The organism is Roseivirga spongicola (genome assembly GCF_001592965.1).
GTDB lineage: Bacteria > Bacteroidota > Bacteroidia > Cytophagales > Cyclobacteriaceae > Roseivirga > Roseivirga spongicola.
Genome location: NZ_LRPC01000001.1, coordinates 753,533 through 776,011 on the forward strand (window position 1 = coordinate 753,533; position 22,479 = coordinate 776,011).

Sequence of the window (22,479 nt, forward strand, 5' to 3'; positions counted from 1 at the left end):
AATTTCGGTTTGGGCGGCAAATATATAAAAGCCAGTTAGTTATTCGGGAATGATATTCTAAAACCATCAAAAATTTAAGAATGGCTGCTGTAGGAGCACATTAATTCAATAAATTGTAGTGGAATCCTAAAACAACTATGCAAGACTTAAGTAAGTACCAGCGAATGCTTGTGGCTCTAGACCTGAGCCAAATGGATGTATATCTTCTAAAATACGCCTCAATGGCAGCCAAAGTATTTGACATTGACACTGTTTACTTTGTAAACATTGCCAGTTCATTAGAGCTACCCGAAGAGATTCAGGAGAAATATGCCGATGTATTTGCTCCTGTAGACGAAGCCATTGAAAAGGAAATGGAAGAAGAGATCAACGAGCACTTTGTTCTTCCACCTAACTGTGATACAAAAACAATTGTAACTACAGGCAAGGTAACAGAAGAGATACTCAAACTTGCAAAAGTAAAAGTGATTGACTTGGCTCTTTTGGGTAGAAAGGCTGAACATGGAGGTTCTGGGCTCAACTCTAAAAAAATCGCCAAATCTATCAGTTCATCAGTAATCTTTGTTACTGAAAACCCTCCATTGGAGTGGAATAAGATAATGGTCTCTATAGACTATTCCGACCACTCAAAAATGGCTTTCGAAATTGGTGCAGCCATTCAGAAAAAGTGTGGTGCTCAGCTCTTAAGTAACAATGTTTATAAAGTGCCTACAGGCTATTATAAGTCGGGCAAAACTTATGAAGAGTTTGCCGAAATAATGCTTGAAAACACTAAGGAGGAGTGCGATCGATTCTTCAAGAAGATGGACTTAGAAGGCGTTGAGTATGACCATACTTTTGCTTTAGATGACGATCCTCATCCAGCGGATAAAATCTATAAAACAGGAGCAGAAAAAGGGGTAGATCTTATAATGATTGGCTCTAAAGGTCGCTCTGGACCAGCCTCTGTACTAATTGGCTCCGTAGCTGAAAAGTTAGTAGAGGAAGGCAATGATATTCCCATAATGATAGTGAAAATGGGCAAAGAAAACATGAGTTTCTTAGACGCCCTTTTCAGAATCTAATAAGTGATAACCGCCTGAATGTGAATCTTCATAGGTTCCTTCAGGCGCATATCCTCATCTCCGGTAACATCAAACCCCACAATGTGCTTGCCTTCGGCATCGAAGAAAAGTTTTAGGGTTCTGTAGTTAGAATATATTTCGTTTTCCTCTTGAGTTTGAATATTAATCTGACTCAACTTGTCCTGATTATAAATCACTTCAAAAGTCTGAACGAAGCTCTTTTTAGCTCTAGCACTAAAAATCTTGGTGCGTACTCCTTCAAGTGGAGTCAACTCCTCCTCTCTATAAGCATCTCTTAGGCCAGGCTGAGCTATATTGGCTTCATAAAACAAACTAAACTGAGATTCCCATTCGTCCTTAGTTTGAGGGTGAATCTCAAGGAGGTCTGTATTGCCATTAGACTCTACCGTCTTCTCTAAGCCTGCATTCTCATCAATTAAATACTGAATTTCAGCCTCTAAGAGCTCTTCAATGTTAAAGTAAGAGAGTTCTTCAATGTTGTTCTCGGGTCTGATATTACACCCGAGTAATAGCAGTGTACTTAGTGAAAATAAAAGGAAATGCTTCATATTAATGTATCACCTGTCATTTCGGAAGGCACTTCTACACCCATTAATTTGAGAATAGTTGGTGCTAAATCTCCCAGCTTACCGTCTTTTAATTCAAGCTTTAAGTCATTATCAACCAAAATACAAGGGACAAGGTTCGTGGTATGAGCCGTATTTGGCGAGCCATCAGCATTAACCATGATGTCTGAGTTTCCATGGTCTGCAATTACAATGGTGGTGTAATCACTAGCCAAAGCAGCTTCCAAAACTTCTCCTGCACAAGTGTCTACAGTTTCACAGGCCTTTACTGCGGCATCGAAATCGCCTGTATGCCCTACCATATCGGCATTTGCAAAGTTTAAGCAAATGAAGTCAGAAGATTTTGCATTCAATTCAGGAATGATGGCCTCCTTTATATCGTTAGCACTCATTTCTGGTTGAAGATCATAAGTAGCTACTTTGGGAGAAGGACATAAAATTCTTTTCTCGCCTTCAAACTCAGTCTCTCTTCCTCCACTAAAAAAGAAGGTAACGTGTGGGTATTTTTCCGTTTCAGCAATTCTGATCTGCTTTTTACCAGCTCTTTCAAGGACTTCACCCAAAGTGTTATTCAAATTATCCTTGCCAAAAATGACATCTACCCCTTTAAAGGAATCATCATAATTGGTCATGGTGACATATTTCAGACTAAGCTTTGTCATGCCTTGGTCTGCAAAGTCTACCTGTGTGAGGGCTTGAGTTATTTGTCTTCCACGATCCGTTCTAAAATTGAAGCAGATCACTACATCTCCTTCGGCAATTTTAGCAACTGGACTTCCATTTTCAACCTGAATGATTGGTTTAATAAACTCGTCTGTAACCCCTGCTGTATATGAGTCTTCAATAGACTGAAGAATGTTTTCAGAAGGTTGACCGACACCATTTACCATGGCATCATAAGCTAGTTTTACACGCTCCCAACGATTGTCCCGATCCATGGCATAGTACCTACCTACCACAGAAGCAACTTGCCCGGTGGTGTTTTTACAATGCTCAACAACATCGTTCATATAGGCTTTTCCTCCCTTCGGATCAGTATCTCTTCCGTCAGTAAAAGCATGAACAAACACCTCTTTGAGGTCATTTTCGGCACATATACTTAAAAGACCTTTTAGGTGGTTAACATGCGAGTGAACACCACCATCTGAAACCAAACCGATAAGGTGTACTTTCTTTCCGTTGGCTTTTGCATAGGTTAAAGTGGACCTCAAAGTCTCATTTTCAGCCAAGGTGCCATCTTCTACGGCTTTATTGATTTTTACCAAGTCTTGGTAAACCACTCTTCCAGCACCAATATTCATATGGCCAACTTCAGAGTTTCCCATCTGACCTTCGGGCAAACCAACAGCTAGTCCAGAAGCTTCTAACCTACTATGTGAGTAAGTTTCAAATAGTTTATCCATCACTGGTGTGTTGGCATGGTCTATAGCCGAAACCTTTTTGTCTAAGGCTAGTCCCCAGCCATCCAGAATCATCAATAAAACGCGTTTCTCCATAAGGGCAAATATAAAAATTCAAGGGGGTTTGTAAGAGAACATTCATTCTATTAATTTGATCGAATCATTGAACCCTCCGTGGAATAATTGGCATTATTTTCGTTATACGGAAGCAAGTTCTAAATCATGAAGACCTATCTGAAATACACAGTATTAGTACTGACTCTGTTTCTTTCTCTTTCTGCCTTTGCTCAGAAAAAAGAGGACGATAACGTAATTATCGTTAAAGTTGAAGAGTCGCTAAAGGCTAGTAGCTCCAAAGAACTTATCAAATACCTTCACAGTAAGGTTGAAATTAAACTTGATGGAGAACGGAAAGAGTATAGTTCAAACCAAGCGGAAATCATGTTGAAGCAGTTTTTTCAGCAGTATCCATCAACAGGCTTTGAGTTCAATCATGACGGTACTAGCACGGCTGGTGGAATCATCTATGCTATTGGTACCTACGCATCTTCTAGCGGAAATCACAGAGTGGTTATTCGTGCAAAAAAATTCAGCAACGTATTTAAAGTATATCGATTGGAGTTCACTAAAGAACGATAATTCGGTTTTAGCTACATTTGTGATATGAGACCACCTTATGTCACTAGCGAATTACTCAACGATTTTATAGACAGAGCTTTTCAGGAAGATTTGGGTGATGGAGATCATTCAACTTTAGCGAGCATACCTGCAGATGCAGAGAAATCTGCCTACCTTTTAATGAAAGAGTCGGGTGTAATTGCCGGTATGGATTTAGCCCCATTGATTTTCCATAAACTTGACCCTAACATGACCATTGAGCCCTTGGCGAAAGATGGGGAAGAAGTAAAAAAGGGAGATATAATACTTAGGCTTAAAGGAAAAGTTAGGGCAATACTATCTGGAGAGAGGTTATTATTAAACTGCATGCAGAGAATGAGTGGTATTGCCACGAAAACAGCCTACCTGAATACTCTGATTAAAGGAACTTCTGCCCGACTTTTGGATACCAGAAAAACGACTCCAAACATGCGCATGCTAGAAAAATGGGCAGTAATTATAGGAGGTGGGGTAAACCATAGATATGGGCTTTATGATATGGTTATGCTAAAAGATAACCATGTAGATTTTGCTGGTGGAATAGAAAAGGCTGTTTATTCTACTCGGGAGTATTTAAAGGCAAAAGGCTTAAAACTTAAAATTGAGGTAGAGACTAGAAACCTAGATGAAGTGCAGCAAGCCTTAGATGCTGGAGGAGTAGACAGAATTATGCTCGATAATATGAGCAATGAAGATATGCGTGCAGCGGTAGAACTAATAGCAAAACGTTCAGAGACAGAGGCTTCCGGTGGCATTACCGAAAAGACCATTCGTTCAGTTGCCGAAACCGGAGTAGACTATATTTCCGTTGGAGCACTTACCCATTCTATTAAAAGTTTGGATATAAGTTTAAAAGCAGAATAGTAATTGACTAAGCCAAAACGCAATTTTTTAGTTCTATTGATTGAAGCCTTAGTTTTGATCATTATGTTTGTGTTCCTTTTTAGACACTGTGCATAAGGAGCATAAAAATGATAGTTAAAACCAAGAAGTACGCTCTAGATAAAAAGGCCTATATGAAGGCAGGCCTTAAAAATGTTTTCATCGACCAATGGTGGGTTATACTCATTGCCTTGGCTATTTCTGCCATGACATTCGTAGTGCCTTCAAACTGGTGGTGGATTGGTGCCCTCATAGCTTTTACACTTTATGTGCTTTTTTGGGTAATTCAGTTTGCTGGTGTAACCCAACTAGAGCAGAGTAAAATGCTCTTTGACAAACTTAGTTACGAAATAGATAGCCGACAGATTCTGATAAAACTGAACTCTAAGCAAGGTATGCCTATGAAGTGGGATCAGGTGAAAAGGGCTTGGGCCGATAAGAAGCAATTTGTGCTGGTTATTAATAAGGCTCAAATGATGATGTTTCCTTACACGGTATTTAAGACTCAGAACGAGGTAAAGTTCATTGAGACCATTTTGAAACGTAAGGGGCTTATAAAAGAATAATTTCAACCTAGTTGAAGAGAGAGCACAGCCACAGGTTGTGCTTTTTTTATTAAAGCTCTAGTCTCGGAGGCAGTTGTTCTAAACACTAACTTGAATCAGTGAATTCTCGCTATTACATAGAAGGGCTTATAGCAGTCTTTATTTTCGGAATAACTCCAATATTTATCAAGGAAGTAGCAGCCAATGCCTTCACCATAGGCGTGGTTCGTTTGTCTATTGGTATGGTTTTTCTATATCTATTAGCCGGACCTTCAAAAATCAGCAAACTAAGAAAAAGCGAATGGAGGGCACTAGTCTGGATAGGTCTACTCTTTGGAGTGCACTGGGTTACTTACTTTATAAGCGTAAAGCTCTCCACTCCTTCAATGGCCATACTAAGCGTTTCTTCTTTTGGCTTACATATGATATACCTAAACTGGATCATTAAAGGAGTTAAACCAAAACCTGTAGATCTAATAGCTGTATTTATTGCCGTGGTAGGCATCTACCTAATTGTTCCAGACTTCAATTTAAAGAACGATGTAACTGCAGGCATTCTGGTGGGTTTGGCTAGTGGCTTAGTATTTGCCATTCTACCTTTCGTTCAGCAACGCCACCAACACATAGACTCTATGACTCGTGCTTTTGGTCAGTATGCGTTTGCCATGCTCGTATTTCTAGTTTTCACCCCTGAAACAAATTGGGAACTCTCCCAGCTCGATTGGATTTACCTAGCCATACTCGGAGTAATTTGTACTGTTGTAGCCCATACACTTTGGTTAAGAGCTACAACAATGCTTCCACCAACCAATTCTAGCCTGATATTCTACCTTGGTTCGCCAATAGCTATGCTTACTAGTTACATTTTTCTAAACGAAACCATGAACACTAATAAAGTAATAGGTGCCTGCTTAATTATTTCAGCAAACATCTTTGGCGTTCTAATGCGGAGAAGAACCAGCTATAAAACTTCCTCAGAAGGAAATTGAGCTAGATAAATTTCAGGATCAAAACCATATAAGGTTCTTTATCAGTTCGAGATATTGAATGCAAGAAAGAGGTCTACTTCTCAACCACCTCCATCACCAACCTAAAGCCAGTGTAGGCTGTTGGCTTTGCAAACTCTTGCCTTGAACTGATCATTGCCCAATAAGGAGTCTGGAGATAACTTCCTCCTTTAGCCACAGTTGAGTTTCGCCCTTCGACATAAAGTGAAGTAGTCATCTCACTCACGTTGCCACTCATATTATACAGGCCATAGCGATTTGGTATAAATTGATTTACTGGAGTGGAATAGCTAGTAGGTCGTACACTCTTCATCTGTTCTTGAGCAAGACTAAATTTAATTGAACCATCGTCTTGAACTTGGCTGATTATGTTTGTGTCGCTCACTCTTAAAATATTGGCGAGAATATCTCCTTTAGAGTTTCTAATATAGGGTCCTCCCCAAGGGAACGGAGCAATATCATTACCTGCGCGCGCTGCCCATTCCCATTCTTGCTCAGTTGGCAACCTGAAAATGACTTCTTCAAACTCACGTTTCGGTTGATTATTATATTCTACGGTAAGCCACTCGGCAAAGGCTTTCGCATCGCTTAAGTCTACACCAACAATAGGATAATTGTCGAAACTAGGGTGTTTATAGTAATACTCCATATTGGGCTGATCCCATCCATCTTGGAAACTCCAGACTTTAGTTTTTGGTGAATGATCTGCAGACTCTTCTCCTGTACCCATATAAAAGGCTCGATAGTCTTTAACCGTGGTTTCAAACTTTGCCATATAAAACCCATTTTCTCCAGCTTGACTAGGAATATATGCCCAGTGTTTCTCGGAAAGTATGTCAGGAATTTTAGGAGCCTTCCTTTGAGCGAAGGATGATGTTGAGAATAGCAGTATTGCCAGTAAAAGTGTGTTAGCTTTGTTCATTGTTTTAAGTTAGAGTTTAAGATGAACAAAAAACGAATCAAATACTTCTTTCTTGCTTCGGTGCTAATCCAAATGTTTGTGATTACATCACTAGCAACGGGTTCACCATTGCTTACAATGTCAGTAGTAGAAGGAGGGAGTTTACCGTGGGGTAATCTTATGACAGCTCTGATGTTCATTCTATTTCCGCTGAATTTCCTCATCATTAGAAGCACCAGAAAGGTTCACCCTATTCCTCTCAAAGTATTTAGAATCTGTGTTTTGATCAGCCTTGTGTTGGGTGTTTTGTGGATTCCTATGACCTATGCTCTTTCGGGCAATTGGTCAGCAACATTTCATGGAGAAGACACCAAGTCCAAAATATGGTGGGCATACACTTATGCCACACCAATTCTGCCATTTGCCGGCTACTTTTTAATGCGTATTCTGTCCATCTTCTTTAAGCCTTGAGCTCAGCTAAAATTGCTGTAGACTCATCAAGCCCTCCAAACTTTAATTTGGAAGTAAACCACTTTTGCAGCTTCGTTTTAGGTGTTGAAAGCCCTGCAGAAAGGTGTACTGCCACAAAGGCCAGAATCAGACAAAGGCTTCCATTCACGTACCAAAACTGATTCGGAATTTCACCAATATACCCTTGACCTAAAAGCACATATAAAAAGGCAAATACGAATGGTCCGGCTAAGGTGGCAACTCCCCAGAGAATCAACTTTATCTCGAGTATTTTAGCTTTTTTGAGTTGATGAATCTGCTTCTGCAATTCTGCCATCGGTAAATCATAATTCAATGATTTCACTCTGTAAATGAGGTTTAAATCGAAAATGATGGTGGCGATAAGGAAGGCATGAAATGCCACAGCTATTACAGTAAGAGGCCAAACTCCCCAAACGGCTACCATTAACCTACCGGAGAATGACATAAAGATGACGGCCAGAACAATCTCAAAAATTGGTTCATAAGTAAGTTTATGGAAGCGCTTTTTGGCTGAATCCAGAGCTTTCTCATAGGTTCTCTTTTTGTCTATCTCCAAAAGCTGATCGAGTTTCTGATCATAACCTTTCCAGAGTTGTAGTAATTCGTTGTTTTCCATGACTTAGATATTTTGACTTTTGAATTTCTGAGCTAATGATTTCTTGATTCTGCTGAGCTTAGTGGCCACATTGGTTTCTGAGAGGCCAACAATCTGAGCAATGCTGGCAATACTCTCTCCTTCCAACTGAAGAATAATCAGAGCCTTATTAACTGGCTCTAATTCCTGAATAAAGCCTTCCAATATTTTGAGTTGTTCATCTTTGCTATCAGTAGAAGCTGTTTGCAGACTGTGTATATTGCTGTCGTCCAGAGCAATTTCCTGCTCCTTTTTCTTTCCATGCTTCCGATAAAAACTCACCGCTGTGTTCAAAGCCACCTTGTACATCCAGGTGCTCACCTTAAAATCAGGTTTGAATCCCGGATAAGAGTTCCACAGCTGAAAGATGATTTCCTGCACCAGATCTTCCCTGTCTTTTGCATAGCGGCAGTAGTTAAAGCTGACCTTGTAAATCAGTCTTTCGTGCTGCTTGATGAGTTCTAAGAAATCTTCTTCTCTTGCTTTCAATGTTTTGTGTTTGGTCTATTTATCGCAGGCTTTTGAAAAAAATCACACCGAGTATCAAAAAAAATTCTGCAATTCACTCAAAGTTCAAACTTTTTATTTCCTTTGTTCCCTCAAATGCAAAACGCAGCCAACATATTAACCCCACCAGGAGCCTCTAATATCGCTAGAGGAGTGAGGGCTGTGAGCACTATCAGGCAAGATAGGCGCTAGTCGCCTACATATTCCATTGTTACCTACGTGGTGACATAACCTTCTATATTTCTTAATTATCCTTATTTTATTACTTGTTAGCTTGTGACTTCAGTCGTCAGCTAGAGTCTAAATCCAAAATGGAAATAAAAATTACCGTAAGACCCGCAACCTCAGAAGATCTGCACTATGCACAGACCATAGTCGATGAAATTGCTGCCTCGGCAGCCAAAAGAGGCACTGGTATTGCCAAAAGAACCCCTGAATATGTATCCAAAAAAATGGACGAGGGAAAGGCAGTAATTGCTCATACACAAGATGGAACATGGGCCGGTTTCTGCTATATAGAGGTTTGGAGTCATGGGCAATTTGTGGCTAACTCTGGCCTAATTGTTAATCCTGAGTTTCGAGGTCACGGCCTGGCCAAACGCATTAAAGCAGAAGTCTTTAAACTCTCTAGAAAGAAATTTCCTGAAGCAAAAATCTTTGGCTTAACCACTGGTGCAGCTGTCTTAAAAATCAACTCAGAACTGGGTTACAAGCCTGTCATTTACGAAGAATTAACACAAGACGAAGACTTCTGGGCTGGCTGTAAAACCTGTGTGAACTTCGATATACTCACCGCTAAGAATAGGAAAAACTGTATCTGTACCGCCATGCTCTATAACCCTGCTTGGGAGAAAAATGCTAAGCCTAAGAGGACAGTTTGGACCGAAAGGGAATTGGAGAAAGACCTGAAGCTTTTTGAACGATGGATCAAGTTCAAGAAGAGCGTAATGTTGAAAATTGACGAAAGAAAAAAGAACAAAGAAAATGGAAAATAATAAGGTAGTACTAGCATTCAGCGGTGGCTTAGACACTTCATTTTGCGTGAAGTACTTATCTGAAGATAAAGGCCTGGAGGTTCATTCGGTGGTAGTAAACACTGGTGGATTTGATGCTGAGGAAATCAAAAGAATTGAAGATAGAGCGAAAAGCTTAGGCGTAAAATCGCACAAAACCATAGATGAAACGGACAACTACTATGAAAAGGTAGTTCGCTTCCTCATCTTCGGAAATATTCTAAAAAACGGCTCTTACCCTCTTTCAGTAAGTGCTGAACGTGTTTCCCAAGCCGTAGCCATTGCGCAGTATGCCAAGGAAGTTGGTGCCAAGGCCATTGCTCATGGTAGCACAGGGGCTGGAAACGATCAGGTTCGCTTCGATATGATTTTCCAAACTTTTATGCCTGAAGCGGAAATCATCACTCCTATTCGTGACATGCAGCTTTCTAGAGAGGCAGAGATTGAATATCTACAATCTAAAGGTGTAGACTGGGATTTTACCAAGTCTGTGTATTCCATTAACAAAGGCCTATGGGGTACTTCTGTTGGAGGAAAGGAAACCCTAAAATCTAATGGTAACCTGCCGGAATCTGCTTTCCCTACTCAAGTTACAAAGACAGCGGCAGAGGAATTAAAACTGACTTTCGAAAAGGGTGAAATCAAAGCCATTAACGACAAAGCATACCACAAACCAGCCGAAGCCATTTTGGCACTGGAGAAAATAGCCGGTCCTTTCGGAATAGGAAGAGACATTCATGTGGGCGACACTATCATCGGTATCAAAGGCCGCGTTGGTTTTGAAGCCGCAGCCAGTGTACTGTTGATCAAGTCTCACCAGGCCTTGGAGAAACACGTGCTCAGCAAGTGGCAAATTTATTGGAAGGATCAGGTTTCAGCTTTCTATGGCAACTGGCTGCATGAGGGCCAATTCATGGACCCTGTAATGCGTGACCTTGAGGCCATGCTGAAAAGCACTCAGCGTAATGTTTCAGGCGATGTATTCCTGACACTATTCCCTTACAGATATCAGGTCAACGGTATTGAATCAGCTCATGACCTGATGTCTGCTAAATTCGGTCATTATGGAGAAATGAATAAATCATGGACTGGTGACGATGTAAGAGGCTTTGCCAAAATATTTGGTAACCAGAACGCCATTTACCATCAGGTAAACGAAGAAGAGATATGATTAAGGTTGGAATTATAGGTGGTGCTGGATACACAGGTGGAGAGCTCATCCGCCTGCTACTGAACCATCCAGAAGCTGAAATCAGCTTCGTTCAAAGCCGAAGTCAGGCGGGTAAAAAGCTCTATTCTTCTCACAATGATCTGTTGGGTGAGACCGAAATGGAGTTCGTACCAGAATGGCACAGCGATCTAGATGTTTTATTCCTCTGCATGGGTCATGGCGACTCTATGAAGTTCATGGAAGCCAATCAAGTGGATGATTCCGTAAAGATCATTGACCTCGCTCATGACTACAGATTGGATGACAGCAAAGTGTATGGACTACCTGAGCTGAACAGAGAAGCCACCAAATCGGCCAATTTTGTAGCCAACCCAGGTTGTTTCGCCACAGCCATCGAATTGGCCTTGCTTCCATTGGCTCACAACGGTATGCTCAAGGAAGTACATGTTTCAGGAACCACTGGATCTACCGGTGCCGGTGTAATGCCTTCAGACTCAACTCACTTTAGCTGGAGAAATAACAATATTTCTACTTATAAGGAATTTCAGCATCAGCATTTAGCGGAAATCCGAAAGTCTTTGATGCAGTATCAACCTTGGTTTGAAAACAACATCAACTTTGTTCCTTATCGTGGAAACTTCACCCGAGGTATTCTGATCTCTGCCTACCAATACTGCGAATGGCCTTTGGAAGAAGCCGTGAGGGTATATAAGGAATACTATGACGGACACCCGTTCACTTGGGTAACCGATAGCCCTTTAGACGTAAAGCAGGTGGTTAACACCAACAAATGCTTCATTCACTTACAAATGCACAATGGTTATCTGATGGTTCAATCAGCTATTGACAACCTGTTAAAGGGAGCTTCCGGCCAGGCCGTACAAAACATGAATCTGATGTTCGGGTTAGAAGAAACCACCGGGCTGAAATTGAAGGCGAGTGCTTTTTGAGCCCCCATCCTCCCGATGTTTCGGGACCTTCCCCCAAGGGGGAAGGCTTAGCAGTCTGCAAGAGTAGACTGAAGAATATAAAACTAGCACATCGCAAAAGCCCCTCTCCATGGAGAGGGGTTTGGGGTGAGGCCATAAAAACAACTAAGAAAGTACGTCATTCCCGCGCAGGCGGGAATCTCTCTCTATCAATTGGGAGATCCCCGTTCCGAAGCATCAGAATCACGGGAATGACAGCAAAGAGATAGAAAATGAAATTATTCGATGTATATCCCCTCTACGATATTGAGCCAGTAAAAGCATTGGGTTCAAAGCTTTGGGATAAAGACGGAACAGAATACCTTGATCTCTACGGAGGGCATGCTGTAATTTCAATTGGTCACACACATCCACACTATGTGAAGAGACTGACCGATCAGTTGAACGCTCTTGGTTTCTATTCCAATGCGGTACAGAATTCTATTCAGGAGGAGCTGGCTGCAAAATTGGGTGAAATTTCAAACTGCGAAGACTATCAATTATTCCTTTGTAGCACGGGTGCCGAAGCGAATGAAAATGCTTTGAAGCTGGCTTCCTTCCACACTGGAAGAAAAAAAGTGATTGCCATGAAGCAAGCCTTCCATGGTCGTACTTCAGGTGCTGTTGCCGCTACTGATAACCCTAAAATTGTTGCGCCATTCAATGCAGATCATCAGGTGGTTTTTGTACCGATGAATGACATTGAGGCACTTAAAGCTGAGCTTGATGATCAAACAGCTGCTGTCATTATTGAAGGCATGCAAGGAGTTGCGGGCATCTATGTACCAAGCAATGATTATCTGCAGCAGGTTTCGGCACTTTGTAGAGAAGCCGGTGCCTTGTTAATCATGGATGAAGTGCAATCTGGAGCAGGTCGATCAGGAAAGTTCTTCGCTTATCAGCACAGTGGCATTCAACCTGATGTTATTTCACTGGCGAAAGGAATTGGTAATGGATTTCCCGTAGCTATGATTTTGATTGCTCCTCACATTCAGCCTTGGCATGGAATGTTGGGCACTACTTTTGGTGGAAATCATTTGGCCTGTGCCGCTTCATTGGCCGTACTTGAAGTAATCGAGCAAGAGAAGCTAATGGAGAATGCCGCTGAATTGGGAGAATGGTTGATAGCAGAACTCAAGGCTATTCCACAAATTAAAGAAGTACGTGGAATGGGTCTTATGCTGGGCATGAGCTTCGATTTTCCGGTAGCTGAGCTAAGAAAGAATCTGCTTTTCGCTCATAAAATATTTACCGGCTCAGCTGGCGATAAAAACACGATGAGATTATTGCCTTCACTGGCCGTTAGCAAGGAGGAGTTAATCCAATTCCTTGAAGCACTAAAAATTGAATTGAATAATTTATGTTGAGTCGTTGAGGTGTTCACAAGTTTAGAAGTTAATCAACCTCCAAACTTCGAAACCTATCAACACAAAAACTTTGTATGAAAAACTTCACTTCTGTCAAAGATGTAAAAGACCCGGGTGGTCTGGTAAAAAGGGCCCTGGAAATCAAGACTAATCCTTTCACTCCTGATTTTGCCAGAGGAAAAAGGGCTGGACTGATATTTCTCAATCCAAGTCTGAGAACACGCCTGAGTTCGCAGGTAGCTGTTCAGAACCTTGGTGCAGAAGCCATTGTGCTAGATATTGGAAAAGATGGCTGGGCACTCGAATTCGAAGATGGAGTGAAGATGAACGGCAACAAAGCCGAGCATATTAAAGAAGCCGCTGGCGTAATGGGGCAGTACTTCGATGTGTTGGGGGTTCGTACTTTCCCTGAGCTGAAAGACAGAAATACCGACTATTCCGAGCAGTTGTTGAATGCATTTATAAGGTACTCTGGCCTTCCGGTAGTCAGCCTTGAAAGCGCCACCAGACATCCTCTACAAAGCCTTGCGGATTGGATGACTATCGAAGAGAACTGGAAAAAATCTGAAAGACCAAAGGTGGTAATCACCTGGGCTCCGCATGTTAAGGCATTGCCTCAAGCCGTTCCTAATTCATTTGTAGAATGGATGCGAGAGGCACCTGTAGACCTAACCATTACTCATCCCGAAGGATATGAGCTGGCAGAAGAGTTTGCTGGTGGAGTACCTGTTGAATATGACCAGATGAAGGCCCTTGAAGGTGCTGACTTTGTATACGTGAAGAACTGGTCATCTTACAAGCAGTATGGTCAGATTTTGAGCCAGGATGAAAGCTGGAGTTTTGGCAATGAGCAACTGGCCGTGACGAACAATGCCAAAGTGATGCACTGTTTGCCGGTCAGAAGAGGTTTGGTGATTAAAGATGAAATTCTGGATGGCCCAAATGCCATTCACCTGCAACAGGCTAAGAACAGAGTGTATAGCGCTCAGGCTGTGTTTGCGGAGTTATTTACCTCCTCAAACTCCTCCTTGTAAAGGAGGAGCTTAACGGTAGTGCTAGAGTAAAAGGTACGCGTCATTCAGAGGGAGAATCATCCCGATGAATATCGGGGATGAGGCGACCGAAGAATCTCCAAGAGGTGCATCTAATTGGGGATTCTTCAGTCGACCGCTAAAGCGGGTCTCCTTCTGAATGACAGAATCCGACAGAGAAAAGAAACAAAATGAACAAACTAACCATAATCAAAATAGGTGGGAACGTGATCGATGACCCCAAGTCATTGGATCAGTTTCTGACTGATTTTGCTCAACGAACTGAGCCGGCCATTTTAGTGCATGGTGGCGGGAAAATCGCTACGCAGATTGGGAACAAGCTGGGTATTGAAGCGAAAATGGTGGATGGACGCAGAATCACAGATGCTGAAACCCTCGATCTGGTGACCATGGTTTATGGTGGTTTAACCAATAAGAAAATTGTGGCTCAGTTGCAGTCCAAAGGCTTCAATGCGATTGGATTAACTGGCGCTGATGGCAATGTCATGCTAGCCAAAAAGCGACCTGTCAAGAAGATTGACTACGGCTTTGTAGGTGATATTACAGCAGATGGTGTCAACACTTCCTTACTTCAAAGCATGTTAAATCAAGGAGTGAATCCGGTGTTCGGTGCACTCACTCACGATGGTGAAGGGCATATGCTCAACACCAATGCAGATACCATCGCTTCGGTATTGGCTGTTGCTATGAGCCGAGAATTTGAGGTGGAACTGGTTTATTGCTTCGAGCAACCGGGAGTGCTTTCTGACTTTGAAAACAAAGTAGTGATTCCGGTGCTTGAGCCTAAAAATTATCAGGAATACAAGGATTCAGGAGTAATCAATAGCGGGATGATTCCAAAGCTGGACAATGCCTTTGATGCCCTGAATGCAGGAGTGAAAAGTGTAAGAATTATTCAGTTCTCTGACCTGAATCAAGCTGAAGCAGGAACTCTTATTCGATTATGAAAGAATCAAGCTTAAATATCAGCCTTCAAAAGTGTCATTCTAAGCAGAATGTGCCGTCTTCCCCCTCGGGGGAAGATGAGAGATGGGGGCTCATTTCTGGAACTTGGAGATTCTTCGCTGCACTACGTTCCACTCTGAATGACGGAATCCGTTGCATTGTGCTTTCAAACAGAGAGATTGTTTCTGGCAATAACGTATCAGAACGTCACTGCGAGGACTCTCGAGAATTCGAGAGGACGAAGCAGTCTCCTAATCGCTTTTCGAGACTCAACGAGGGATTGCTTCGTTGCAAAATTTCACTTTGTTCATTTTGCGCCTCGCAATGACGGTAACTATAAAGATTTGCTGACATGGAATTGAAAGAACTAGCTATATCGCTTCTCAAACAGCTGATAGAAACTCCCTCAATGAGCAGAGAGGAGGATAAAACAGCGGATTTGATTGAATCGCTGTTGAAATCTAATGGTGTTGAAACAGAGCGACTACAGAATAACATTTGGGCGAAGAACAAACGTTTCGATGCTTCAAAACCAACGCTATTGCTCAACTCGCATCACGATACGGTGAAGCCCAATGCAGGGTATACCAAAGACCCCTTCAAAGCCATTGTAGAAGATGGAAAACTCTATGGCCTAGGAAGTAATGATGCTGGTGGATGCCTGGTCTCTTTAATCGCCACTTTCCTTCATTTTTATGAAGAGGAATTGTCTTACAATATCATCTTGCTGGCTTCAGCTGAAGAAGAGATTTCTGGTAAGAACGGTGTTGCTCTGGCTTTGCCAGAATTGGGAAAGCTCGACTTTGCCATTGTAGGAGAACCTACCTTGATGCAAATGGCTGTTGCCGAAAAAGGATTGATGGTGCTTGACTGTTCTGTAAAAGGAAAGGCCGGTCATGCCGCCAGAAATGAGGGAGAAAATGCCATTTACAACGCTTTACCTGTTATTGATTGGTTCAGAACTTATCGTTTTGAACAAGAATCTGAGTGGCTTGGACCGATTAAAATGTCTGTTACTCAGGTGAATTCCGGAACTCAACATAATGTAGTACCAGATCTTTGCCAGTTCGTGGTAGATGTTCGGACTACGGATGTCATGAGCAATCAGGAGGTGCTGGAATTTATTCAGCAGTCGATTGATTGCGAAGTGGTAGCCAGATCCACCCGACTTAACCCATCGTCTATTCAGGCAGATCATCCAATTGTGAAAGCTGGAGAAAGCCTCGGAATGACTAAATATGGGTCTCCAACATTGTCCGATCAGGCCTTAATGCCTTTTCCAAGCCTCAAGCTAGGCCCGGGAGATTCTGCAAGATCACACACGGCAGATGAGTATATTTACCTGAAGGAAATTGAGCAGGGAATAGAATTGTATATTGAACTGATAACGAAATTTATGAACGTCACTGCGAGAATGTAGGAGATTGCTTCGTCACAAACTTCTGCTCCCGATGTCTCGGGACGCTCAGTTTGTTTCTCGCAATGACGGTAACAACTAAAATTAAATGAAGACCGAAGACAGAGGACCGAAGTAATACTTCCGTCTTCCGTCTTCCGTCTTCCAACTTCATCACATGAAACTCTGGAAAAAAGACATAGAAAGCTCGGCCAAGGTTGAGCAGTTTACAGTAGGAAGAGACCTTGAATTCGACATATTCCTAGCACCATTTGATGTGCAGGGGTCACTGGCTCATACTGCCATGTTGGAGTCTATCGGCTTACTGACAGCAGAAGAAAAAGAAGCCATACATACCGAACTCAAAGCCATTTACAGAACAATGGAATCTGGTGAGTTTGAGATGATGGAGGATGTGGAAGATATTCATTCTCAAATTGAGTTTATGCTCACCGAAAAGCTGGGTGATGTTGGTAAGAAAATTCACAGTGGTCGCTCCAGAAACGACCAAGTTTTAGTGGATCTGAAGCTTTTCATGCGTTCCGAGGTCAAAGAAATTGTGGAGGGAACAAAGGTCCTTTTCGATAGAATGACCGCTTTGAGCGAAGAATATAAATCGGTCCTAATCCCGGGTTACACGCACATGCAGGTGGCTATGCCGAGCTCATTCGGACTATGGTTTGGAGCTTATGCCGAAGGTTTGGTCGATGACCTGAATGCGCTTCATTCGGCCTATCAAATGGTCAACAAAAACCCTCTAGGTTCAGGAGCAGGCTTCGGTTCGTCATTCCCCTTGAATCGCCAATTGACAACTAACTTGTTAGGCTTCGAAGCCATGCACCATAATGTGGTTTATGCGATGATGTCTAGAGGAAAGGCAGAGAAACAATTAGCCAGCGGAATGGCATCCATTGCCGCCACTTTGGGTAAATTCTCGATGGATGTATGTCTTTACATGGGACAAGATTTTGGATTCCTTACTTTCCCAGATGAACTGACGACCGGTTCGAGCATTATGCCTCACAAAAAGAATCCAGATGTGTTTGAACTGATACGTGGTAAATGCAATCGTATTGTGGCCCTGCCGAATGACATTGCTATGCTCACAGCTAACCTTCCTGTGGGTTATCACCGCGAAATGCAGTTGCTCAAGGAATTGCTTTTCCCGGCTCTGGAAGATTTGAAAGCCTGTTTGGAAATGGCCGAATACATGCTTCAGCATATCAAGATTAATGCGTCAAAAATTGATCAAGACAAATACAATTACCTGTTTACAGTGGAAGAAGTGAACCGACAAGTACTTTCAGGAGTGCCTTTTCGCGAAGCTTACATCCAAGTTGGGAAAGATGTAAATGCTGGAGAATTTAAAGCCGACAGAAAAGTGAATCACAATCACGAGGGCAGCATAGGCAACCTAATGACAGACGCCATTCGTGCTTCAATGGACAGACAACTGAACTCCTTTAACTTTGATTATTGGGAAAAGAGGATTGAAAAGCTTGTGAATTAAGTTAATGATCACAATTCATTCGATTAGAAAAAATGCAATGCAAATTCATAATATGTTGTCGATAGGTTGAGAAGAACAATTAGTTGTTAGCTTTTTAGTATTGGTATTACCTAACGAAGTATATACAGAAGCATAAGAGCTACTAGTAATAATTGAAATACACAAAACTTTCTATTCATATAGAACGATCTTCTCGACCTTTCCTTCCTTATTAAAGTTGATGAAAATTCCGTCTGAGGCAAACGCGGGAGGGGCATAATAGAAAGTTTCAAGTTCGTATTGGTTTTCTTTTCTCGAAAGCTTTTCATTAGGCAAACCCATTATTTTGACCACCTGATCAATATCCATATCAACTTCTATTCGTTTTGAATTAGTTACGTTGAGTCTAGCCTTTCTAGCTTTTGGACTTAGCACTAGAAAGTATGTAGGTAGTATCAATACCAACAATAGAATTACGATCTTAAACTTGTTCTCAACTAGAAGTTCCATCTTTTAGAGTTTGTCCAATCTATTTTCTTATCCTCATCATACGAAATAGTCTGCTAACCCCGAAGGATTATGACGTATTGCTTCTCCGTATCAGTAAAAAACACGTATCCCAAATCATTATAGTAAAAATATTGATTGTTATCAGTCCATTCTATGGCCCCTCTTACATATCCCACCAATCACACCTCTTTCCCTATAATCAACCAAGAAGCTACTGAGTATAATGCTGCATTAACCAACTTTACTTTTAGATATATCCTTCCTCGAAGCCTACTTCCAATTAGGTAAATGCAGGAGAATGCAAACCGACAGAAAGGTAGATAATAATCATGAAGGCAGCATAGGTAACCTAATGACAGATGCCATTCGCGCTTCTATGGAGAAGCAACTCAATGCCTTTAGATTTGAGCACTGGCAGAAAAAAGTCGAGGAACTGGTTTCCACTTGAAATTTAAATGCGGGAGTTTCCAAAAGCGTTCCCTCTACCACCAAGCTTTGAGAGCAACAGGTTTTTCAAGGGTATGACCAAGTACTTTTCTAAATTTATTAGTTTAAACTAAAATTGTAATAATCACATTATATTACCTTTTGATATATAAGTTGAAAAATATTTTTATTCTTTGGCCTATTCAATAAAAACAAAGTAATGATAAAATACAGCAATGCCATAATCTTCCTTTCGCTTGCTTTAATTCTAGCAACCGCCTGTGAACAGGCTCCAGAGCTGAGCCCCAGCACTAACCTGGCCGATGAAGTTTCCAGGGCCAAGCAATGGTACGAGAACTCTTTTGGATCAAAGCCTAGATCAACCGTTGTTGGACATACGAATCAGGCTAAGCAACCAGTTTGGGAACGGGCTATTGTATCGGAAAGAAATGGTAAAACCTATATAGATGTGCCTTTGCAATACTATAGGATAGACAACGTAACACAAAACACATCTTCAGACGTTGTCAATACTACTGATGGGGCAAAGGTGCATCGCTCTGCGTTAATTGCCTTAGAAGAAGAATATACTTTGGTGGTATTGAATATTATACCGGAAGAGGACTTTGATATGCCAAAAGAAGGCTATGGCTACCTAAGTTTGTTGGAGCAAGGGTTTGACGGAAAAATGATTTACTCAGACTTTTCTGGAAACCTTAGAGGAGGGCACGTTTTTGAAAACGGAGTGGCTACATCCAAGATAAAACTGTTCAAAAGAACACCCAATGTTAACTTAGACATTGTCCGTTCTGGTATTAATAACGGTGGCAATGTAGACCAAGGCGGTTGTGTAATTCAGGTAATGACCCTTTACGAAAGGTATTGTGACTATGATGCCTCAGGTTGGGAAGAGTGTACCGAGTGGCAGCCCATAGGTACATACACCTGGTACGAGTGTCAAATGGACTACCTAGATGATGATGATTGGGGCAGTGGCGATGGGCCTCCTATGGAAGATCCTATCTCCGAAATAAAGAACAGCGTAACGGACCCTTGCCTGAAAGAAAAAATAGACAATGCCATTCAAGACACCCTAACAAATAACTTGATGGACAGTCTAGAAAATGCTATGGGATTGATAGGTGGTGGAGAGTTTGAGCTGGAAATACTTACGGACAATAGTTATGCTGGGACTACAACTGATGGAGAAACGGAAAACCGGAACGCATTCTTAATTGAAATTTATATTAACCCTGATCTAACCTCTAGTTCGCAAGAGTATGTCACAGCAACCCTATACCATGAATTTTTGCATGCTACTTTCTTATTCTACGAAATGGTTAGGGATAGGCACGTGCCTAGTTTTTCAAATGAATACCTCCAGTTATTCGACTCCTTAATAGCTAATGGGATGAACCCCAAGGATGTACAACATCATATCATGCTCAATAACTATATGACTGACTTCAGAAATGCTGTACTAGAGGTTCATCCAAATCTTACGACCAATGAATTAGAAGCACTTACCTTACACGGTCTTCAGGCATTAACACCCACACAGCATATAACAAATAATAACCATAGAGTTGGTAGTCAAGGAACTAATTGCAATTAATAACACCCATTATTATGAAAAGAAAAGAAGTATTGTTTTTGCTAATGTTTTTATTAACCAATACCTGTTTTTCGCAAAAAGAACTGAAAATAGAGTTCCAAGATGAGATGAGTCTAGCAAAATATATGGTAGTTCAACTTGGCAGAGAGGAAGCCAAGCCATTGAAAAAAAGGCTTCCTTATATACATTCAGCAACTCTTAACCTGACCATTGACCTGAAAGGGAAGATACTCCAAGTCGATTTTGTTGAAAGGGCCGAGGAAGAAGACTTTAATCAATTGTTTGAACGATGGGTCAGGTCAACCTCAGGTAAATGGAAGGTCACAGATGCTCCCGGAGGAGTGGAAACTCTAAACATTATTATCCCTTTTTTGCAAAAAACCCCCCCTTATGCTGGATATAAAGATTGGACTGATCTGATTGAAAAATTTCAAAATTACCACACTAGCCTTTCGCCTGACAATATTGAGAATTGCGAAGCTAGTAGTTGCATTATTGTTCATGAGATTGTAAATGTCATGTATCCTGCAGTGCGTTAGTTACAATGGTTTTCAGGAGTAGAACCCGAGTTGGTGTACAATTAATAGTAATCACAGAACCGGCTCTCACGGAACCAATTGTAATTAGAAACAATGATTGATATGAAAAGAAAAGCTATTCTAAGTGTGATTCTACTCTTAAATACCCTCTCCTGTTTTTCGCAACAGAATCTTTCAATAGAGTTTCAAGATGAAAGGAGTTTAAAAAAATATTTAGTCTATCAAATGAGCCGTGAAGAAGCTAAGAAACTGAAAGAAAGACCTCCCTACGTCCATTCAGCGACTCTTAATCTGACCATTGACCTTAAGGGAAAGATGCTCCAAGTCGATTTTGTTGAAAGGGCTGAGGAAGAAGACTTTAATCAATTGTTTGAACGGTGGGCCAGATCAACCTCAGGTAAATGGAAGGTTACAGGCGTTCCAAAAGGGGTGGAGACGTTGAACATCATTATACCTTTTTTACAAAAAACGCCCCCAGACCCAGCCTTAAAAGGTTGGGATAGTCTTTCGAGAAAATTTCAAACATACCATCAAAGTCTTTCCGCTGACAATATAGAGAACTGTGAAAAGGGGAGCTGTATTATTTTAAATGAAATCGTAAATGGCATGTATGCTCCTGTGCGTTAGTTACAACGGCTTTCAGGGCATTCACGCCAACTCAGAGTGCACTTAACAGTAATCACAGAACGGGCACTAAAGGAACCAATTGTAATTGATCATATTATGAAACATAGTTATATATGGATACTCATGTTTTTCTTGATTCTAGGAGTCAGTTATTCTCAAACGGCTTTAAGGGTGGAATTCGATGACGATGACAGTCTAGAGAAGTATTTGACCTCACAATTTGATGGCAAGCTGGCCAAGTCTTTCACTGAGAAAGAACCCTACGTACAATCGGCCACTGTGCGAGTAAGCCTAAATCTCTATGGAAGTGTTAGTAATATATATTTTATAGAATCCAGCACGGATAGTGATTTTAATAATCTTGTTTTAAAGTGGGTTTGGTCGACCTCTGGAAAATGGGAGATTACCAACGCTCCAACGAATACTGATTCTGTAAATATCATTATACCATTCCTGCAAAGAACCACGCCAATGGATCCAAAACTTGATAGGCTGGACCTGGTGAAAAAATATCAGGACTATCACAAATCCTTGACCATCAATAAGATTAGCGGGTGCTTCCAAACGAATTGCGTTATTTTACCAGAAATTAGAAATTACAAAGGCCCTGTCTTCAAAAATGAATGACTAAAAAAAGACCGAATTAATAAAGTCAATCATAGATTCAATTCCATACACATTACAG

25 protein-coding genes are annotated in these 22,479 nt (G+C 41.4%); 19 read left to right on the top strand and 6 right to left on the bottom strand.

Annotation, left to right across the window (positions count from 1 at the left end; translation table 11 throughout):
- The first annotated feature begins 137 nt into the window (after window positions 1–137).
- A complete protein-coding gene (locus tag AWW68_RS03425) occupies window positions 138–1,064 on the top strand; it encodes a universal stress protein (protein WP_068216593.1) in 927 nt (308 codons plus the stop codon).
- Here AWW68_RS03425 and AWW68_RS03430 read toward each other — a convergent pair.
- A complete protein-coding gene (locus AWW68_RS03430) occupies window positions 1,061–1,633 on the bottom strand; it encodes a hypothetical protein (protein WP_068216595.1) in 573 nt (190 codons plus the stop codon). The genes AWW68_RS03425 and AWW68_RS03430 overlap by 4 nt on opposite strands.
- Window positions 1,630–3,147, bottom strand: coding sequence for a 2,3-bisphosphoglycerate-independent phosphoglycerate mutase (gpmI, locus tag AWW68_RS03435; RefSeq protein ID WP_068216597.1), 1,518 nt, complete (start codon window positions 3,145–3,147; stop codon window positions 1,630–1,632). The genes AWW68_RS03430 and gpmI overlap by 4 nt, the downstream gene beginning before the upstream one ends.
- A 126-nt stretch (window positions 3,148–3,273) precedes the next feature.
- Here gpmI and AWW68_RS03440 point away from each other — a divergent pair, with 126 nt between their 5' ends.
- The 4 genes from AWW68_RS03440 (at window position 3,274) to AWW68_RS03455 (ending at window position 6,124) form a co-directional block, all read left to right on the top strand.
- Entirely contained in the window at window positions 3,274–3,690 is a 417-nt protein-coding gene (locus tag AWW68_RS03440; protein ID WP_068216599.1) for a DUF4783 domain-containing protein, read from the top strand.
- A 24-nt stretch (window positions 3,691–3,714) separates the two neighbouring features.
- Window positions 3,715–4,572, top strand: coding sequence for a carboxylating nicotinate-nucleotide diphosphorylase (nadC, locus tag AWW68_RS03445; RefSeq protein WP_068216601.1), 858 nt, complete (start codon window positions 3,715–3,717; stop codon window positions 4,570–4,572).
- A gap of 107 nt (window positions 4,573–4,679) precedes the next feature.
- Complete coding sequence (locus AWW68_RS03450) at window positions 4,680–5,156, top strand: YcxB family protein (RefSeq protein WP_068216603.1); 477 nt, start codon at window positions 4,680–4,682, stop codon at window positions 5,154–5,156.
- Window positions 5,157–5,254: 98 nt separating this feature from the next.
- Window positions 5,255–6,124 (top strand): DMT family transporter, encoded by an 870-nt coding sequence (locus AWW68_RS03455; protein WP_068216605.1) that lies wholly within the window; start codon window positions 5,255–5,257, stop codon window positions 6,122–6,124.
- 73 nt (window positions 6,125–6,197) lie between these two features.
- Here the strand turns inward: AWW68_RS03455 and AWW68_RS03460 are convergent, their stop codons facing one another.
- On the bottom strand, window positions 6,198–7,064 hold the full coding sequence (locus AWW68_RS03460) for a formylglycine-generating enzyme family protein (RefSeq protein WP_068216608.1): 867 nt from the start codon (window positions 7,062–7,064) through the stop codon (window positions 6,198–6,200).
- 21 nt (window positions 7,065–7,085) lie between these two features.
- Between AWW68_RS03460 and AWW68_RS03465 the strand changes: the two genes are divergently transcribed.
- Entirely contained in the window at window positions 7,086–7,514 is a 429-nt protein-coding gene (locus AWW68_RS03465; RefSeq protein WP_068216610.1) for a hypothetical protein, read from the top strand.
- Here the strand turns inward: AWW68_RS03465 and AWW68_RS03470 are convergent.
- Window positions 7,504–8,151, bottom strand: coding sequence for a hypothetical protein (locus tag AWW68_RS03470; RefSeq protein ID WP_068216612.1), 648 nt, complete (start codon window positions 8,149–8,151; stop codon window positions 7,504–7,506). The genes AWW68_RS03465 and AWW68_RS03470 overlap by 11 nt on opposite strands.
- A gap of 3 nt (window positions 8,152–8,154) precedes the next feature.
- Window positions 8,155–8,658, bottom strand: a complete 504-nt coding sequence (locus AWW68_RS03475; protein WP_068216614.1) for an RNA polymerase sigma factor — start codon at window positions 8,656–8,658, stop codon at window positions 8,155–8,157.
- Window positions 8,659–8,987: 329 nt separating this feature from the next.
- On the opposite strand from AWW68_RS03475, the gene AWW68_RS03480 reads away from it, so the two are divergent.
- From AWW68_RS03480 to argH, 8 genes are all read left to right on the top strand, one after another.
- The gene (locus AWW68_RS03480) at window positions 8,988–9,671 is read left to right on the top strand and encodes a GNAT family N-acetyltransferase (protein ID WP_068216616.1); all 684 of its coding nucleotides are present in this window, start codon (window positions 8,988–8,990) and stop codon (window positions 9,669–9,671) included.
- A complete protein-coding gene (gene argG, locus AWW68_RS03485; protein ID WP_068216618.1) occupies window positions 9,661–10,860 on the top strand; it encodes an argininosuccinate synthase in 1,200 nt (399 codons plus the stop codon). Before AWW68_RS03480 ends, argG begins: the two co-directional genes overlap by 11 nt.
- On the top strand, window positions 10,857–11,810 hold the full coding sequence (gene argC / locus AWW68_RS03490; RefSeq protein WP_068216620.1) for an N-acetyl-gamma-glutamyl-phosphate reductase: 954 nt from the start codon (window positions 10,857–10,859) through the stop codon (window positions 11,808–11,810). The genes argG and argC overlap by 4 nt, the downstream gene beginning before the upstream one ends.
- A 251-nt stretch (window positions 11,811–12,061) precedes the next feature.
- Window positions 12,062–13,195, top strand: coding sequence for an aspartate aminotransferase family protein (locus AWW68_RS03495; RefSeq protein WP_068216622.1), 1,134 nt, complete (start codon window positions 12,062–12,064; stop codon window positions 13,193–13,195).
- Between the two features lie 74 nt (window positions 13,196–13,269).
- Window positions 13,270–14,229 (top strand): N-acetylornithine carbamoyltransferase, encoded by a 960-nt coding sequence (locus tag AWW68_RS03500; RefSeq protein WP_068216624.1) that lies wholly within the window; start codon window positions 13,270–13,272, stop codon window positions 14,227–14,229.
- 188 nt (window positions 14,230–14,417) lie between these two features.
- The gene (gene argB / locus AWW68_RS03505; RefSeq protein WP_068216626.1) at window positions 14,418–15,194 is read left to right on the top strand and encodes an acetylglutamate kinase; all 777 of its coding nucleotides are present in this window, start codon (window positions 14,418–14,420) and stop codon (window positions 15,192–15,194) included.
- Window positions 15,195–15,601: 407 nt separating this feature from the next.
- Window positions 15,602–16,612 (top strand): M20 family metallo-hydrolase, encoded by a 1,011-nt coding sequence (locus AWW68_RS03515; RefSeq protein WP_245660201.1) that lies wholly within the window; start codon window positions 15,602–15,604, stop codon window positions 16,610–16,612.
- Between the two features lie 154 nt (window positions 16,613–16,766).
- Window positions 16,767–18,098 (top strand): argininosuccinate lyase, encoded by a 1,332-nt coding sequence (argH, locus tag AWW68_RS03520; protein WP_068216631.1) that lies wholly within the window; start codon window positions 16,767–16,769, stop codon window positions 18,096–18,098.
- A 171-nt stretch (window positions 18,099–18,269) separates the two neighbouring features.
- On the opposite strand, the gene AWW68_RS03525 is transcribed toward argH, so the two are convergent.
- Window positions 18,270–18,587: a hypothetical protein gene (locus tag AWW68_RS03525; RefSeq protein WP_068216633.1), complete on the bottom strand. Its 318-nt coding sequence runs from the start codon at window positions 18,585–18,587 to the stop codon at window positions 18,270–18,272.
- 298 nt (window positions 18,588–18,885) lie between these two features.
- On the opposite strand from AWW68_RS03525, the gene AWW68_RS20035 reads away from it, so the two are divergent.
- The 5 genes from AWW68_RS20035 (at window position 18,886) to AWW68_RS03545 (ending at window position 22,421) form a co-directional block, all read left to right on the top strand.
- A complete protein-coding gene (locus AWW68_RS20035) occupies window positions 18,886–19,035 on the top strand; it encodes a hypothetical protein (RefSeq protein ID WP_157717508.1) in 150 nt (49 codons plus the stop codon).
- A 198-nt stretch (window positions 19,036–19,233) separates the two neighbouring features.
- Window positions 19,234–20,628 (top strand): hypothetical protein, encoded by a 1,395-nt coding sequence (locus AWW68_RS03530; RefSeq protein WP_068216635.1) that lies wholly within the window; start codon window positions 19,234–19,236, stop codon window positions 20,626–20,628.
- 14 nt (window positions 20,629–20,642) lie between these two features.
- Entirely contained in the window at window positions 20,643–21,167 is a 525-nt protein-coding gene (locus AWW68_RS03535; RefSeq protein ID WP_068216637.1) for a hypothetical protein, read from the top strand.
- A gap of 102 nt (window positions 21,168–21,269) precedes the next feature.
- Window positions 21,270–21,794, top strand: coding sequence for a hypothetical protein (locus tag AWW68_RS03540; protein ID WP_157717509.1), 525 nt, complete (start codon window positions 21,270–21,272; stop codon window positions 21,792–21,794).
- Between the two features lie 96 nt (window positions 21,795–21,890).
- On the top strand, window positions 21,891–22,421 hold the full coding sequence (locus tag AWW68_RS03545; RefSeq protein WP_157717510.1) for a hypothetical protein: 531 nt from the start codon (window positions 21,891–21,893) through the stop codon (window positions 22,419–22,421).
- Window positions 22,422–22,479 lie beyond the last annotated feature (58 nt).

Coding starts and splice junctions, on each gene's coding strand:
- AWW68_RS03425 (WP_068216593.1), top strand. CDS start 138: ATGCAAGACTTAAGTAAGTACCAGCGAATGCTTGTGGCTCTAGACCTG.
- AWW68_RS03430 (WP_068216595.1), bottom strand. CDS start 1,633: ATGAAGCATTTCCTTTTATTTTCACTAAGTACACTGCTATTACTCGGG.
- gpmI (WP_068216597.1), bottom strand. CDS start 3,147: ATGGAGAAACGCGTTTTATTGATGATTCTGGATGGCTGGGGACTAGCC.
- AWW68_RS03440 (WP_068216599.1), top strand. CDS start 3,274: ATGAAGACCTATCTGAAATACACAGTATTAGTACTGACTCTGTTTCTT.
- nadC (WP_068216601.1), top strand. CDS start 3,715: ATGAGACCACCTTATGTCACTAGCGAATTACTCAACGATTTTATAGAC.
- AWW68_RS03450 (WP_068216603.1), top strand. CDS start 4,680: ATGATAGTTAAAACCAAGAAGTACGCTCTAGATAAAAAGGCCTATATG.
- AWW68_RS03460 (WP_068216608.1), bottom strand. CDS start 7,064: ATGAACAAAGCTAACACACTTTTACTGGCAATACTGCTATTCTCAACA.
- AWW68_RS03465 (WP_068216610.1), top strand. CDS start 7,086: ATGAACAAAAAACGAATCAAATACTTCTTTCTTGCTTCGGTGCTAATC.
- AWW68_RS03470 (WP_068216612.1), bottom strand. CDS start 8,151: ATGGAAAACAACGAATTACTACAACTCTGGAAAGGTTATGATCAGAAA.
- AWW68_RS03480 (WP_068216616.1), top strand. CDS start 8,988: ATGGAAATAAAAATTACCGTAAGACCCGCAACCTCAGAAGATCTGCAC.
- argG (WP_068216618.1), top strand. CDS start 9,661: ATGGAAAATAATAAGGTAGTACTAGCATTCAGCGGTGGCTTAGACACT.
- argC (WP_068216620.1), top strand. CDS start 10,857: ATGATTAAGGTTGGAATTATAGGTGGTGCTGGATACACAGGTGGAGAG.
- AWW68_RS03495 (WP_068216622.1), top strand. CDS start 12,062: ATGAAATTATTCGATGTATATCCCCTCTACGATATTGAGCCAGTAAAA.
- AWW68_RS03500 (WP_068216624.1), top strand. CDS start 13,270: ATGAAAAACTTCACTTCTGTCAAAGATGTAAAAGACCCGGGTGGTCTG.
- argB (WP_068216626.1), top strand. CDS start 14,418: ATGAACAAACTAACCATAATCAAAATAGGTGGGAACGTGATCGATGAC.
- AWW68_RS03515 (WP_245660201.1), top strand. CDS start 15,602: ATGAGCAGAGAGGAGGATAAAACAGCGGATTTGATTGAATCGCTGTTG.
- argH (WP_068216631.1), top strand. CDS start 16,767: ATGAAACTCTGGAAAAAAGACATAGAAAGCTCGGCCAAGGTTGAGCAG.
- AWW68_RS03525 (WP_068216633.1), bottom strand. CDS start 18,587: ATGGAACTTCTAGTTGAGAACAAGTTTAAGATCGTAATTCTATTGTTG.
- AWW68_RS20035 (WP_157717508.1), top strand. CDS start 18,886: ATGCAAACCGACAGAAAGGTAGATAATAATCATGAAGGCAGCATAGGT.
- AWW68_RS03530 (WP_068216635.1), top strand. CDS start 19,234: ATGATAAAATACAGCAATGCCATAATCTTCCTTTCGCTTGCTTTAATT.
- AWW68_RS03535 (WP_068216637.1), top strand. CDS start 20,643: ATGAAAAGAAAAGAAGTATTGTTTTTGCTAATGTTTTTATTAACCAAT.
- AWW68_RS03540 (WP_157717509.1), top strand. CDS start 21,270: ATGAAAAGAAAAGCTATTCTAAGTGTGATTCTACTCTTAAATACCCTC.
- AWW68_RS03545 (WP_157717510.1), top strand. CDS start 21,891: ATGAAACATAGTTATATATGGATACTCATGTTTTTCTTGATTCTAGGA.